Genomic DNA, 13541 nt, shown 5'->3' with positions numbered 1-13541 from the left:
TCACGCCAGCCGGGTCAGCTGCACCGAGACGTCCAAAGTGGACTGACCGCCACCGGTGAAGATCCCCTTCAACGGCGCCACATCCGCGTAGTCCCGCCCGGTCGCGACCCACACGTGCCGCGGGCCCACCGGGATCCCGTTCGTCGGGTCGAAGGCCCACCAGCCGCCGGTCCAGACGTCGACCCAGGCGTGGCTCTCGCCCTCCACGGTTTCGCCGAGCTTGGCCTCCGGCTTCGTGTGCAGGTAACCCGAGACGTACCGCGCCGGAACGCCGATGGCGCGCAGCATCACCAGCGTGACGTGCGCGAAGTCCTGGCAGACGCCTTCGCGCGCCCGCCACGCGTCGGTCGCCGTGCTGTGCACGCCGGTGGTGCCCGGCTGGTACTTGAGCTGCTGGTTCACCCACTCGCACACCGCCAGCACCGCGTCCGCCGGGTCGAGGCCCTTGCGCAGCTCACGGGCCTGCTTGGACAGCTCCTGGTCCCGGGGCGTGTAGTCCGTCGGCGTCAGGTACTCGGTGCGGTGGTCGACGACGGTCTCGCCGTGCAGTTCCTTCCACGACGCCGAACGCAGCGGCTCGGCCTCGTCCGCGGTCTCGACCACCGACGTCGCGAGCACGGTGAACTCGGTGTGCGGCGCGTGCAGGTCGAACGACGTCACGACGGTGCCCCAGTAGTCCGTGTACCGGTAGGCACGCGTGGCGGGCGTCGTCTCGATACGCGTCGCCAGCGCTGTCTGCCTACGGTCGGACCTCGGGGTCAGGCGCGCCTCGTTGTACGACTGCGTGGCCGGCGTCGCGTACCGGTATCCGGTCCGGTGCGTCACCCGGAGCTGCCAGGTCACAGCGAAACCTCCGCCCCGCTCCAGGCCACCCACGGCGACGTGTGGAAGTACTGCACCGAAACCGCCTCACCGATGTCCTTGATCGCCGTCTGCAGCCCGCCGAGCCGGCGGGGCAGGTCGTCCAGCAGCGCCGACGGGTGCAGGAACTCCAGCTCGCTGCGCGCCCGGCCGACCAGCCTCAGCGCCTCCGACTTCTCGTTGCCGCGCACGTTCACCCCCGGGTCGAGCTGCTGCAGGCAGTCCTCCGCCTGGCGCAGCGCGTGGAAGACCGACCGCGGGAACAGCGTGTCCCGCAACAGGAACTGCACCACCCGGCCGGCGTCGAGCGCGCCGCGGTTGGTGCGCAGGTAGGTGTCCTGCGCGCCGGCCGAGCTGAGCACCGTCATCCAGCCCGGCGACGACGCGCGGTCCGAGACCCGTGAGAGCAGCAGCCGCACCACCATGTCCGCGCGCTCCACCGAGCGGCCGAGCACCATGAACAGCCAGCCGTCGTCGCGGCTCATGGTGGAGTCGGCGAGCCCGGCGAACATCGCCGCGCGTTCCTCCACAAAGGACAGGAACGCGTGCGGCCCGGCGCGCCGCGCGTACCGCTGGCGGTCCGGGACCGCGTTCCACGTCGCGTTGAGGCACTCCCACAGCTCGGTGGACACGACCTCGCGCGCGCCGCGGGTGTTCTCCCTGGCCGAGTTGATGGAGCCGACGATGGACGCCGGGTTGTCCTTCGCGTACGCCACCAGCTCGGTCAGCTTCCAGACGTCCAGCGAGTCCGACCCGTCCGTCTTGATGCCGAGGACGGCCAGCAGCTGCCGGCTCGCGTTGTCCGGGTCGACACTCGCGTCCTCCAGCAGCTGGTGGACCGAGACGTTGAGAATGCGGGAGGTGTCGTCGGCGCGTTCGACGTACCGGCCGATCCAGTACAGCGACTCCGCGTTGCGTGCCAGCATTCGCGAACCTCCCTCAGCTCTGTTGCTGCTGCTGTTGCTGCTGTGACGCCGACAGCTCCGGCCCCTGCTCGGCGGCCAGACCGTCCACTGAGGACAACTCGCCGAGAGCCGGGCGGTCCAGCTCGCGCTCCACCGCCGACGAGCGCGAAGCGAGCACCCAGGTGTCCTTCGAGCCGCCGCCCTGCGACGAGTTGACCACCAGGCTGCCCTCGGGCAGCGCCACCCGCGTCAGCCCGCCGGGCAGCACGAAGATGTCCTTGCCGTCGTTCACGGCGAACGGCCGCAGGTCCACGTGCCGCGGGGCCAGCCGGTCGTCCACCTTGGACGGAACGGTCGAGAGCTGCACCACCGGCTGCGCGATCCAGCCGCGCCGGTTCGCGCGCACCTTGCGGCGCAGCACGTCCAGCTCCTTCTTGTCCGCCTCCGGGCCGAATACGATGCCGTAGCCGCCGGAGCCCTCCACGGGCTTCACCACCAGCTCGTCGGTGTGCTGCATGACGTGGTCGAACTCGTCCGGCAGCCAGCACCGGAAGGTGTCCACATTGGGCAGCAGCGGCTTCTCGCCCAGGTAGTAGCGCACCATCTCGGGCACGTAGGTGTACATCAGCTTGTCGTCGCCGACGCCGTTGCCGATGGCGTTCGCGACCACCACGTTGCCCGCGCGCGCCGCGTTGAGCACCCCCGCGACGCCGAGCACGGAGTCGGGCCGGTAGTGCACGGGGTCGAGGAACTCGTCGTCGATGCGCCGGTAGATCACGTCCACCGGCCGCTCGCCCTCGGTGGTGCGCAGGTAGACGACGTTGTCGCGGCAGAACATGTCGCGGCCCTCGACCAGCTCCACGCCCATCTGGCGGGCGAGCAGCGAGTGCTCGAAGTAGGCGGAGTTGTGGACGCCGGGGGTGAGCACCACGACCGTCGGGTCGGCGACGTTCGGCGCGGCCGCCGCGCGCAGGGCCCGGAGCAGGTGCGACGCGTAGTCGCCGACCGGCCGCACCCGGTGCTGGGCGAACAGGTCGGGGAACACCCGCGCCATCGTCCGGCGGTTCTCCATCACGTAGGAGACGCCGGACGGGTTGCGGAGATTGTCCTCCAGCACCCGGAAGGTGCCCTCCTCGTCGCGGACCAGGTCCACACCGGACACGTGGATGCGGACGCCGTTGGGCGGGTTGATGCCGTAGGCCTCGCGCTGGAAGTGCTCGCACGAGGTGATCAGCCGGCGCGGCAGCACGCCGTCGCGCAGGATCTGCCGGTCGCCGTAGATGTCCGCGAGGAACGCCTCCAGCGCGCGCACCCGCTGCGCCACCCCGCGTTCCAGCTTGGCCCATTCGGCGGCCTGGATCACGCGGGGCACCAGGTCCAGCGGGAACGGCCGCTCCTGGCCGGACAGGGAGAACGTGATGCCCTGGTCGACCATCGCGCGGTCGAGTGCCTGCGAGCGGTTCGTGAGGTCGGCCGAGTCGAGCGAGGCGATGGACTCGTACAGCGCGCGGTACGGCCCACGAACGGTGCCGTCGTCGGCGAACATCTCGTCGTACGCGCCGGCGTGCGGGCGCTCCGGCGCGAGATACCCGTCGAACTGCGCGCCGGGCTTCGCACCGCGCCGCCCCTTCACCGTTCGCGCACGTCGCCCGGCCGGCGGCAGGCGGGGACCCGGGTTGCTGTTCATGGTCGACATCCTGACGCACGGTGTGGCTCCGGCGCGACACTCACTGTCATACCTGTCCGGTGCGAAACGGCCCCGTAACGTACGGGTGCTGTGCATACCCGCTTACGAGTGGCAATATGCGTGCTCTCGACAGTTGAGAACTACGAGGAGTGACGAAGTGGCCCGAGGACACCAGATGAAGGCACTCGCCCTTCTCCCTGCTTTTGCGCTGGTCGGCCTGACCATGGCCTGCGGCGCGGGCGGAAGCGGCGCGGGTGACGCCGGGGGCAATTCCTCCGCGGCGGCCCCTGGCGGCTCGGCGGACGTCCCGGCGGCGGCCAAGGACGACAAGCTCGCGGCGATGGTCCCGGCTTCGGTCGCGGCCGACGGCAAGATCCTGGTCGGCCAGGACCAGAGCTACCCGCCGAACGAGTTCCAGGACGAGGGCGGCAAGGTCAGCGGCTTCGACGTCGACCTCGGCACCGCGGTCGGGCAGAAGCTCGGGCTCAAGATGGAGTTCCAGAACGCCGCCTTCGACGGCATCATCCCGGGTATCCAGTCCGCGAAGTACGAGATGGCGATGTCCTCGTTCAGCATCAACGCCGAACGGCTCCAGACCGTCGACATGATCAGCTACTACAAGGCCGGCACCTCGATGGCCGTGCTCAAGGGCAACCCCGACAAGCTGAGCGTCGACGACCTCTGCGGCAAGAAGATGGGCGTCCAGAAGGGCACCACGCAGGTCGACGACCTGCAGAAGCGCTCCGACGCCTGCACTGCCGGGGGCAAGCCGGCCATCGAGGTCACCCAGCTGCAGGCCCAGACCGACGTCAACCTCGCGCTCACCGCCAAGCGGGTGCAGGGCGAGCTGGCCGACTCCCCGGTCGTCGACTACGCGGTCAAGCAGACCGGCGGGCAGCTCGAGGTCGTCGGCGCGCCGTATGACACCGCGCCCTACGGCATCGTGCTGAAGAAGGGCAGCGGCGACTACGGCAAGGCGGTCCAGGGCGCGGTCCAGGCCCTGATCACCGACGGCACGTACAAGAAGATCCTGGAGAAGTGGGGTCTTTCGAGTGCCGGCGCGGTCGCCACGTCCGAGATCAACCCGGCCTCCTGAGGCCGCCGGAGATAGGACGTAGTTCTCCGTGTCCAGTTCTTTCGACGCGCCTCCGCCCGAGGCCTCCGTCGACACCGAACCCATCAAGGCCGTCCCGGTGCGCCACTACGGGCGCTGGGTGGCCGGGGTGGTCATCCTCTTCCTCGCGTTCATCATCGTCCGCAGCCTGATCACGAACGACAACCTCGGCTGGCCGGTCGTCTGGGAGTACCTGTTCAACGACCGGGTGCTGCGCGGTCTGCAGAACACCCTGATCCTGACGGTGATCTCCATGGTCATCGGCGTGGTCGGCGGGGTGCTGCTGGCCGTCATGCGGCTTTCGCCGAACCCGCTGATGAAGGGCGCGGCGGGCATCTATATCTGGCTGTTCCGCGGCACTCCGCTGCTCACCCAGCTGGTGTTCTGGAACTTCCTGGCGTTCGCGTACCCGCGGCTCGGCCTCGGCATCCCGTTCGGCCCGGAGTTCGTCTCGTGGGACACGAACACGCTGATCAACCAGTTCACGGCCTCGTTGCTGGGCCTCGGGCTCAACGAAGCGGCGTACATGGCCGAGATCGTGCGCGGCGGCATCCAGTCGATCGACGGCGGCCAGCTGGAGGCGGCGTCCGCGCTGGGCATGAAGCGCACCACGACGTTGCGCCGGATCATCCTGCCGCAGGCCATGCGCGTGATCGTCCCGCCGACCGGCAACGAGACGATCGCGATGCTGAAGACCACGTCGCTGGTGGTGTCCATCGGGTACTTCGAGCTGATGGTCGCGGTCCAGACCATTTACGCACAGAACTTCAAGACCATCCCCCTGCTGCTGACGGCCGTGATCTGGTACCTGTTCATGACGTCGATCCTGACGATCATCCAGGTACAGATCGAAAAGCGGTTCGCGCGCGGCAGTTCGCGTGCGGTTGTCGTTCGCGGGGCCTGGCGCAACCGGCTGTTCAGCAGGGGTGGAGGCAACGTCACATGACCACTCCGGTCGTTTCCGCACAGAAGATCTGCAAGAGCTTCGGCAGCCTCCAGGTGCTCAAGGGCATCGACCTTGAGGTGCACGATCGCGAGGTGCTCTGCCTGATCGGCCCGTCCGGCTCGGGCAAGTCCACGCTGCTGCGCTGCATCAACCACCTGGAGAAGATCGACGCCGGCCGGCTGTACGTCGACGGTGTCCTGGTGGGCTACCGCCAGCGCGGCGACAAGCTGCACGAGCTGCGGGAGAAGGAGGTCGCGTTCCAGCGCAAGGACATCGGCATGGTGTTCCAGCGCTTCAACCTCTTCCCCCACATGACGGCGGTGGAGAACGTCATGGAGGCGCCGATCCAGGTCCGCCGCGAGCCGAAGGCGCAGGTCCGGGAGCGGGCGCTGGAGCTGCTGGAGCGCGTCGGCCTGGCGGACAAGGCGTCGAACTACCCGGCGCAGCTGTCGGGCGGTCAGCAGCAGCGCGTAGCCATCGCTCGTGCCTTGGCGATGCAGCCCAAACTGATGCTCTTTGACGAGCCCACGTCAGCCCTCGACCCGGAGCTGGTCGGCGACGTACTGGGCGTCATGCGCCAACTGGCGAAGGACGGCATGACGATGGTCGTGGTCACCCACGAAATGCAGTTCGCCCGCGAAGTCGCCGACAAGGTCCTCTTCATGGACGGCGGCGTCGTGGTCGAGGAGGGCCCGCCGGCCCAGGTGATCGGCAACCCCCAGCACGAACGCACGAAGGAATTCCTGGCCCGGGTCCTGAACCCGAACGCCTGAGGGCTTTTTCGCCGGTGTGGCCGCCTCCTGTTCGGGGGCGGCCACACCGGTTTTTACGTGTCTTGTGTCAGCGTCCGCCGCGCAGCTCGCCTTCCAGCTGCTGGATCTTCTTCGCGATGTCCTGCGGCCCGGCGCCGGCCAGGCTGACCCAGCCGGACTTGTCGACGCCGAACAGGATGCGCCCCTGCTCGGTGTCGACCCAGCCGGGCGGGTTCTCGTTGCGCAGGCGCTTGCCGCGGCTGTCGCGCACGGCGACGTACAGCCGTCCGAAGTAGGTGTGCGGGGCTTTCAGCCACTGCAGCACCTTTTTGGCGTCGCGGATGCTCGGGTTGCTCGTGCTGGGGATGTCGCCGCTCTTGATCAGGTTCAGGTCGGTGTCGGAGCAGTTCAGCGACGCGATGCGCGCGGCGGGCGCTTCCGGCAGCATCGCGGTGAACTCGCGCGCCAACGCGTCCGGCGTGCACGGCGCGAGGTACAGCGTCTGGTTCACCGCGACCACCGACACCGCGTCCCGCCCGCTCGCCGCGACCCGAACGGTCCGCTCCCCCTTGTCCGACTTGACCCACGAGTAGTACTCGACGCCGGGCCGCTGCAGGACATGGAGCGTTTCGACGAAGTCGCCGTCGAGACGCCCGCCCCGCAGCAGCCCGCGCTGGGCCAGCTCGGCGTCCGTGTCGGCCGCGAGCTGGCGCCGCTCGTCCGGCGAGTACCACAACGCGCCGCGAACGAGCGTCGGGTGGATGTCGCCGAGGTTCTGGCGTTCGAGCAGCACCTCGTAGGTCTGCAGGCTCAGCTCCACGGGCTTGCGCAGCACCGGTTTTCCCCTCCCCCTCGGTACGCCTAAGCCCCGATCACCGGTGGCGTCGGCTTGTCCCCGTCGTAACCGCCGAAGATGGAGTCCGGGTCCTCTTCGGACAGCAGGACCTTGCGCTGGTGCTCTTCGTCTTCCGCACCCTTGCCGCCCTTGGCCCCCTGGCCCATACCGCCCATCCCGGACTGCCCCTTGGCCCCGGCGGCACCTGCACCCATCCCGGACCGCGCGGCGCCAGCACTCTCGCCTACTGCGCCGGCGCCACTGCCGACCCCGCCCCCGATACCGGCGCGACCGCCCGTGGCCGCCCCGCCGCTGCCGGGCCCGAAACCGCCGCCTGGCTTGGATCCGCCGCCGCTGCCGCCGCTGCCTGGCCCGAACCCGCCGCCGCCGCTTCCGCCGAACCCGCCAACGGGCCCGAACCCACCGGGGAACCCGCCGCCGCCGGAACCTCCGCCAGGTCCGCCGCCTCCCGGCCCGAACCCATTGCCGGTCCCGCCTATCCCACCGCCCTGCACGGGCGGCGGCGTCGGATTCGCCCAGGCTGCACTGGTGTGGTCATCCCCAGGAGTCCCTGGCGACGGCACGTTCACCCCACCGCCGGGCCCACCCCCATGGTTCCCCGGCGGCGGAGGCGCCTGATACCCAGCCGCCCCCGGCGGCGCGCTGTAGGAGCTGGGACCGCCGCTGTACCCACCTGAGTGCCCGGCGGAGCGCCCGCCACTACCGGAACTGTGGTGCCCGCCGGAGGAGGTCCCAGGATCAACCGCATCGGGCGTAACCCCACCGGCCGCCACATTCGGATCATGCGCGGCGGGATAGTCCATCGGAAGCGTGTCTGTCCGCGGCTGGCTGCTCTGCGAGTAGCCGTTGTAGATCTCGACGTTCTGCTTCGTTTTGCTGTCGTATTCGGCGGCCTTGACCTCGTCATCGCTCGCACCGACGGACAACCAGTCTTCGAGCGTGTCGTCGTCCGGTCTGGTTTGGTCAACCGGAACGACATTGTTCTTGGCGTAGTTGAAAGCAGCGGACTGCTGTTCGATGGATTGCCGCATGCTGTCCATCTTTTGCGCCGCTGTGTGAGACGTGACGATGAGCGGGGAGAGGCCGGCCTTTCCGCTGTCGGCGGCCTTGCCTTTCCACAACGAGTCGAGCGCGGTCTGGCTATCGGTGAGCTTGGTGGCCACGTCCTCGTGGATCGTGTTCAACTGACCACAGCCGTGCCCCATCGCGTCCATCCCGGTGGTATCCCCGGGGGCGTGAAGCTGGTTGTAGATGTCGAATCCGCTTTGAGGCATCTCAGCTCGCCGCCTTCAGCCGCGTGATTTCCGCGGCGGCGATCTGTTCCGCCATCTTGCACGGGTCTGCCAGTGCCGGGTTTCCGCTCCGGAGCTGGGTGTTGACCGTGTAAGTCAGGTCATCGCGAACTCCGACAGCCAGTGCGCACGAGCCCTTTCCCTCATCGCCGGCGCCGTACACGACCGCCGGATAGCCCTCGACGGGCGCGTGCGGCTGGAAGAGGGACAGATGACCGTCCCGGTTCTCCAGGTAGAGGCTGTTGAGGCCGAGCTTGTTGCCAGAGTAGAAGCCCCCGCTGACGTTCCCGGTGCTGCCGTCGAAAGTCCACTGGCACGACTTGCCGACGATTGACTCGGCGATGCTGGTGCCCTTGACCTTCCCGCCGACCTTTTCGATCTCGCTGATCGGCAGAGCGGAACACGGATCAGCTTCATAAGGAGCCGTGTTCGTCAGCGGCTGCGCTACCTTCGGGGCGAGCATCGGTTCAGCGGCCGGCGAACTCGACGGAGCAGGCGAGGGCTGTCCAGGCGTCGAGCCACCACACCCCGCCAGCAGGGCCGCCACCGCACCGACGAGCGCGAGCTGGCAGACGAATCGGATTCGCATCAAACGACCTTCCCTGGGCTGCGAAACGCGTCGATCGCGGCTTGGTCTTGTTTCACATATGCAGTGCGGATTTGCTTCAAGGTGTCCACGTATGACTCAAGGTAGTCAACGGTCCCGTGGAGGAAATTGTTGTACGCAATCGTGGCACGGCTTGCGGTGGCCATGTAATCCTTGCTGACGCCGTCCGAACCTGGTTCGCGCAGCTGCGCGAACTGGTTGCTGATGGTCCGTGCCTGTGAATAGTCGCTGTCGAGGCTGTCCTCGAGCTGCTGGATCACCTTGTCCATCGCGGCTGCGTCGAACTTCCAGCCGCCGTTGCCCGCCGCCGCGGCGAAATCGGTCTTCGCCTGGCCGGCTCCCAGCGCTGCGTAGTCCGGCGGCGGCCCGCTCGTCGTGGTCTGGCCGACCACCGGCAACGGTATTGGCGGGCTCCCCGGCGCGGGCGCGTTCTGCCCCGGCGTGGTCAGCTCGTTCAGGACGCCCTGAGGGCCACCCGTCGTTCCATCTGGCATTGTCGTGCCTCCCCGCACGGGCCGCTCAAGTCCTGGGGCGCGGCCTACCCTCTGTTCAGTTCCAGCTCCGGCTAGTGACCTTAGCAGGGATGGAACGCCCTCAAGTCCGGTTCCGGCAAGATCACCCGGCCCGGACGATCCCTCCAAATGTCACCAAGAGTAGTCGCGATTCGACGTCAGGTGAGCAGCGGCTGCCCAACTGACCGGGCTACTCCATTAGGCCGCTTGCGTCCCCGCCGTTCATCCGATTCGCTATGAGGGCCCATGCCCGGGGGAGTAAGGGAGCACGTGCCGACCGACACGACGTTGCCACCGCTCGATCCGTTCGACGGGGTGCCCGACAAGCGGTACGAGGTCAAGGCCGCCGACCTGCTCAAACCCGGGACCGGCGGGATCATGCGGTGGCGCAGGCAAGCCACGAACGCACCCATTGTGCAGGTCGAGGACGCCTACATCACCGGGACGCTCGACCTCCGGGCCGCCGACCTCAACTACCTGTTCCGCTTCGAGCGCTGCCGGTTCGAGCACCCGCCGGACGTGCGTGAGGCGACGTTGCTCGGGCTCGTTTTCCGCAAGTGCTGGCTGCCCGGGCTCAAGGCGCGCAACCTCCGCAGCCGCAACGACTTGCGGCTGATTCGCAGCATTGTGGAGGTCGGGCCGGAGGAACGCGAGATCGAGGAGACCACCGTCCAGCGCGGGGACGACCGCGAGCGCGGCGTGCCCAACGCCGCCGTCAACCTCACCGACGCCGTCATCGACGGGTCCGTCGTCCTCACGCGCACCACCATCAGCCACCGCCACGGCAAGGCCATCCAGGGCGACCGCCTCGTCATCACCGGCGCGCTGCTCGCGTACCGCATGGTCGCGAACGGCGAGGTCCGCCTGCCCGGCATGCGCACCGGCGGCAACGTCAACTTCTCCGGCGCCACGTTCGACAACCCGGACGGCTTCGCCCTCAATGGCAACGGCCTCCACATCGGCGGCAGCCTGCTCTGCGAGGTCGACAATTACGGTCCCGCCAGCGAGCGCAAGCGCTTCTCCGCCAACGGGATCGTCTACCTTCCCAGCGCCACTGTGGACAGTGACATCGTGCTGCGCGAGGCCAAGCTCACGGTGGACCAGAACGGTCCCGTGGTCGTGGACGCGTGGAAGTCCAACGACCCGTACCTCGACCCGCGGCCCGCGCTCGTCGCCGACCGGCTGAAGGTCGACGGCAACCTCGAGCTGTCCGACGGGCTCCAGGCGTTCGGCACGCTCCGCATGGTCAACGCGCGCATCGGCGGGTCCCTGCGGCTCGCGGGCGCCGAGATCAAGATGGTCCGCGGCCGCCAAACGCCGTTCTACGACCGCGCCCTGCACCTCGACGGCTCCACCATCGGCGGCGACATCGAGGCCACCAGCCTGCGGGTGCCCGCCGGCCAGCTGCGGCTGGCGGACGTCACCGTGGGCGGCAACTTCCTCGCGTGGAACTCGATGTTCCTGCACCCCGGCCGCGACGCGTTCTCCGCGCGGCGCACCAAGATCTCCGGGAACCTGCAGCTCACGGACGCCACGGTGCAGGGCACGCTGCGCCTGCAGGGCGTGGAGGTCGGGGGCAGCCTGAACCTGTGCGGCACCAAGATCACCGACCCCGGGCGCCGCACTTCCAGCAGCTTCTCGCTCGACGTCCGCACTGCGCGGGTCGGCCGCGACGTCGTGCTCACCGAGGACAAGGACCGCCCGTTCCTCGCGGAGGGCGGCGTCAACCTCGACGGCGCACAGATCGCGCGACGCCTCGAACTGCGGGGTGCGCGGCTCGGTTCCTTTGCCCCGCACGGGATCGCGCTCGACGCCAGCGACGTCGCGGCCGACGAATTCCTGCTCACGCCCGCCGAGCCGCCCGACGGCCGCGTCATCCTGCGCCGCGCGCACTGCGGCACGCTCGGCGACAACGAGCACTTCTGGGCCTCCGCCGAAGGCATCGAGCTCGACGACTTCCGTTACGACGCGCTGAAGGTCGGCATCGCGCTCGACGACGACCGGTCCCTCGACCACCGGATCGTCCTGCTGCGCACGGCCATGCGCGGCTACCGGCCCGGCCCGTACGACCAGCTCGCCGCCACCCTGCGCGCGGCGGGCAACGAGGAGCACGCGTCGACAGTGGGGCTGCGCAAGCAGCAGTTCCGCTACGAGGCGCTGGCCAAGGGGTTCAAGATCTTCGGCCCGGGCGTGCGGTTGTGGAGCTGGCTGCAACGGTCGATGGTCGGGTACGGCTACCGGCCGGTGCGCGCGCTGGGCTGGCTGCTGATGCTGCTCGTGGTCGGCAGCCTGTGGTTCGGCCTCGGTACCGACGACTGCGTCAAGCACCCCGGCCTCTACGCGGTCAGTGACGGCGAGCGCTGCCTGGTCAACCAGCAGGACACGGGCCTGCAGTGGAACCCGGTGATCTACACGGCCGATTTGCTCGTGCCGATCGTGGACTTCGGCAACAAGTCCCGCTGGTACATGCACGGCGCGGACAACTGGGTGGCCGCCGGCATCACGGCGTCCGGCTGGATCCTCGCGACGACCGTCGCGGCCGGTGTCAGCAGGATGCTGCGCCGCGAACCCTGATCCGATGCCGTCGCTGTGTGGACGGTCCTGACACCACCGGAGACGTCAGGTTGCCGCTTCCGCTGCGAGGTCGTCGCCGAACTGTGCTCGCCGAACCGAGCCTGCCGGATCGCGCCTACTGCGTGGTGGGTGTCCCCCCACATTCCACTTTACCGGCGGGCTCGGACAAAACCGGGCGACGACGGAGGTGCGGCCTTGAGTTGTCCACATTGGCTGGGGGCTGTGGACAAGTTGGCCGACGGAGAGCGGCAAGGCTTCCGGAAGTGGGAAGGTCGGGGTGAGGGATGCGGAGTGAGGAAGGGAGGTGCGTGAGGATGCTGGAAGCCCGGAGTGGCGTGCCAGAGGCCAAGCCGGGTCGAACGGATCCGGCTCGCGTGGCGCGAGGCGCGGGGTCACGCGTGGGAACCCAGTTCGTGTGGGGCGAGCGGTGCGGGCACGCGTGGGAACCCGGCTCGTGTGGGGCGAGCGGCGCGGGGCACGTGTGGGAACCCAGATCGAGCGGCGCCCGGCACGCGTGGGAGCCGGTTCGTGCGGTGCGAGAGGTGAAGCCGGCTCCAGGGGGACTCAGCTCGTGTGGCGCGAGCGGCGAGGGACACGTGTAGGGACCCAGCTCGCGCGGTGTGATGCGGCGAGCGCAACGTCTGGCGACCCAGCTCGCGCAGTGCCCGCAACCAAACCGACCCGAAAGAACCCAGCCCACCCAGCACCACCGACGAAGCCGCCCCACCCCCACCCAGCCCGACAAACGAAAACGAAAACGAAAAGGAGGCTCAGTCCACGAAACGCGACCAGAACCCGACCTCCCGCACCCCTTCCGCCGGCGGCTCACCCAGCGGCTCGCCGCCGAACTCGTGGCGCAGGTAGCCGCGCAGGTCCCAGCCGTAGGGCACGATGTCCGTTTGGTACACCGACAGCACCGGGTAGCCCGACTCGCCGGGGGTGGCCGGGAGGTAGCGGTGCCCGCACACCGGCACGAGTTGCGGCACCGAGGCGAGGTGGCGGCGCGCGGCGGCCAGCGCGTTCGACAGGACACGCGGGCGCGGCCCCCAATCGGGTAGCCACAGTGCGTTGTGTTCGACGTCGTACAGGACGCCGTCGACGGGCCAGTCCAGGCGTTTGCGCAGCTGGTCCGGGTTGCCGCAGCGCCAGTCCGGCCAGCGGTCGCCGACCGGGACGCCCGCGCGCAGGAACACGCGGTGGTCGGCGGCGAATCTGAAGCCGAACTGCTGCTCGACGTCGTTGAGCTCGGTGTCCGTGAGGCCAGGTCGCAGGGGTTCGCGGAGGTTCTCCTGAAGGCTCCGGGCCTCCTCCACGGTGAGCGCGCCGGCCGGCTGGACTGTCGACATGCGAAGAAGCGTACGTAGCGGAAGCATCGCGCCGCGCGTCCTTTTCCGGTCCGTTGACGCCTCCCTCGGCGGGGTGAGCTTCTTCTCTC

The 13541-nt window shown here is 68.9% G+C and carries 12 protein-coding genes; 4 read left to right on the top strand and 8 right to left on the bottom strand.

The features are described from left to right. Genes OG943_RS35950 through OG943_RS35940 form a run of 3 tightly spaced genes read right to left on the bottom strand, consistent with a single transcriptional unit; the run spans position 1 to position 3462 of the window. The gene (locus OG943_RS35950; protein ID WP_328605372.1) at positions 1–843 is read right to left on the bottom strand and encodes a transglutaminase family protein; all 843 of its coding nucleotides are present in this window, start codon (positions 841–843) and stop codon (positions 1–3) included. Beyond that, the gene (locus OG943_RS35945; RefSeq protein ID WP_328605371.1) at positions 840–1787 is read right to left on the bottom strand and encodes an alpha-E domain-containing protein; all 948 of its coding nucleotides are present in this window, start codon (positions 1785–1787) and stop codon (positions 840–842) included. The genes OG943_RS35950 and OG943_RS35945 overlap by 4 nt, the downstream gene beginning before the upstream one ends. A 13-nt stretch (positions 1788–1800) precedes the next feature. Continuing rightward, positions 1801–3462, bottom strand: a complete 1662-nt coding sequence (locus OG943_RS35940; RefSeq protein WP_328605370.1) for a circularly permuted type 2 ATP-grasp protein — start codon at positions 3460–3462, stop codon at positions 1801–1803. Between the two features lie 166 nt (positions 3463–3628). Here OG943_RS35940 and OG943_RS35935 point away from each other — a divergent pair, with 166 nt between their 5' ends. Genes OG943_RS35935 through OG943_RS35925 form a run of 3 tightly spaced genes read left to right on the top strand, consistent with a single transcriptional unit; the run spans position 3629 to position 6286 of the window. Continuing rightward, complete coding sequence (locus OG943_RS35935; protein ID WP_328605369.1) at positions 3629–4549, top strand: ABC transporter substrate-binding protein; 921 nt, start codon at positions 3629–3631, stop codon at positions 4547–4549. A gap of 28 nt (positions 4550–4577) precedes the next feature. After that, a complete protein-coding gene (locus tag OG943_RS35930; RefSeq protein ID WP_328605368.1) occupies positions 4578–5513 on the top strand; it encodes an amino acid ABC transporter permease in 936 nt (311 codons plus the stop codon). Next, positions 5510–6286, top strand: a complete 777-nt coding sequence (locus OG943_RS35925; protein ID WP_328605367.1) for an amino acid ABC transporter ATP-binding protein — start codon at positions 5510–5512, stop codon at positions 6284–6286. Before OG943_RS35930 ends, OG943_RS35925 begins: the two co-directional genes overlap by 4 nt. A gap of 67 nt (positions 6287–6353) precedes the next feature. Here the strand turns inward: OG943_RS35925 and OG943_RS35920 are convergent, their stop codons facing one another. The 4 genes from OG943_RS35920 to OG943_RS35905 are packed head-to-tail and all read right to left on the bottom strand — an operon-like array spanning position 6354 to position 9412. After that, positions 6354–7100 (bottom strand): ESX secretion-associated protein EspG, encoded by a 747-nt coding sequence (locus OG943_RS35920; RefSeq protein ID WP_328605366.1) that lies wholly within the window; start codon positions 7098–7100, stop codon positions 6354–6356. Positions 7101–7126: 26 nt separating this feature from the next. Beyond that, positions 7127–8395 (bottom strand): hypothetical protein, encoded by a 1269-nt coding sequence (locus OG943_RS35915; protein WP_328605365.1) that lies wholly within the window; start codon positions 8393–8395, stop codon positions 7127–7129. Position 8396: 1 nt separating this feature from the next. Next, entirely contained in the window at positions 8397–9002 is a 606-nt protein-coding gene (locus OG943_RS35910; RefSeq protein WP_328605364.1) for a DUF3558 domain-containing protein, read from the bottom strand. Continuing rightward, positions 9002–9412 carry a hypothetical protein gene (locus tag OG943_RS35905; RefSeq protein ID WP_328605363.1) on the bottom strand — a complete coding sequence of 137 codons (411 nt, stop codon included), beginning with the start codon at positions 9410–9412 and terminating at the stop codon, positions 9002–9004. The genes OG943_RS35910 and OG943_RS35905 overlap by 1 nt, the downstream gene beginning before the upstream one ends. A 366-nt stretch (positions 9413–9778) precedes the next feature. Here OG943_RS35905 and OG943_RS35900 point away from each other — a divergent pair, with 366 nt between their 5' ends. Continuing rightward, complete coding sequence (locus tag OG943_RS35900; RefSeq protein WP_442874615.1) at positions 9779–12106, top strand: oxidoreductase; 2328 nt, start codon at positions 9779–9781, stop codon at positions 12104–12106. A gap of 770 nt (positions 12107–12876) precedes the next feature. On the opposite strand, the gene OG943_RS35895 is transcribed toward OG943_RS35900, so the two are convergent. Next, entirely contained in the window at positions 12877–13452 is a 576-nt protein-coding gene (locus OG943_RS35895) for a hypothetical protein (RefSeq protein ID WP_328605361.1), read from the bottom strand. Positions 13453–13541: the final 89 nt, after the last annotated feature.

The sequence above is a fragment of the Amycolatopsis sp. NBC_00345 genome (assembly GCF_036116635.1).
Taxonomy (GTDB): Bacteria; Actinomycetota; Actinomycetes; order Mycobacteriales; family Pseudonocardiaceae; genus Amycolatopsis.
The sequence above is the reverse complement of the archived record's forward strand: the minus strand, read 5'-3'. Positions and strand labels throughout refer to the sequence as shown.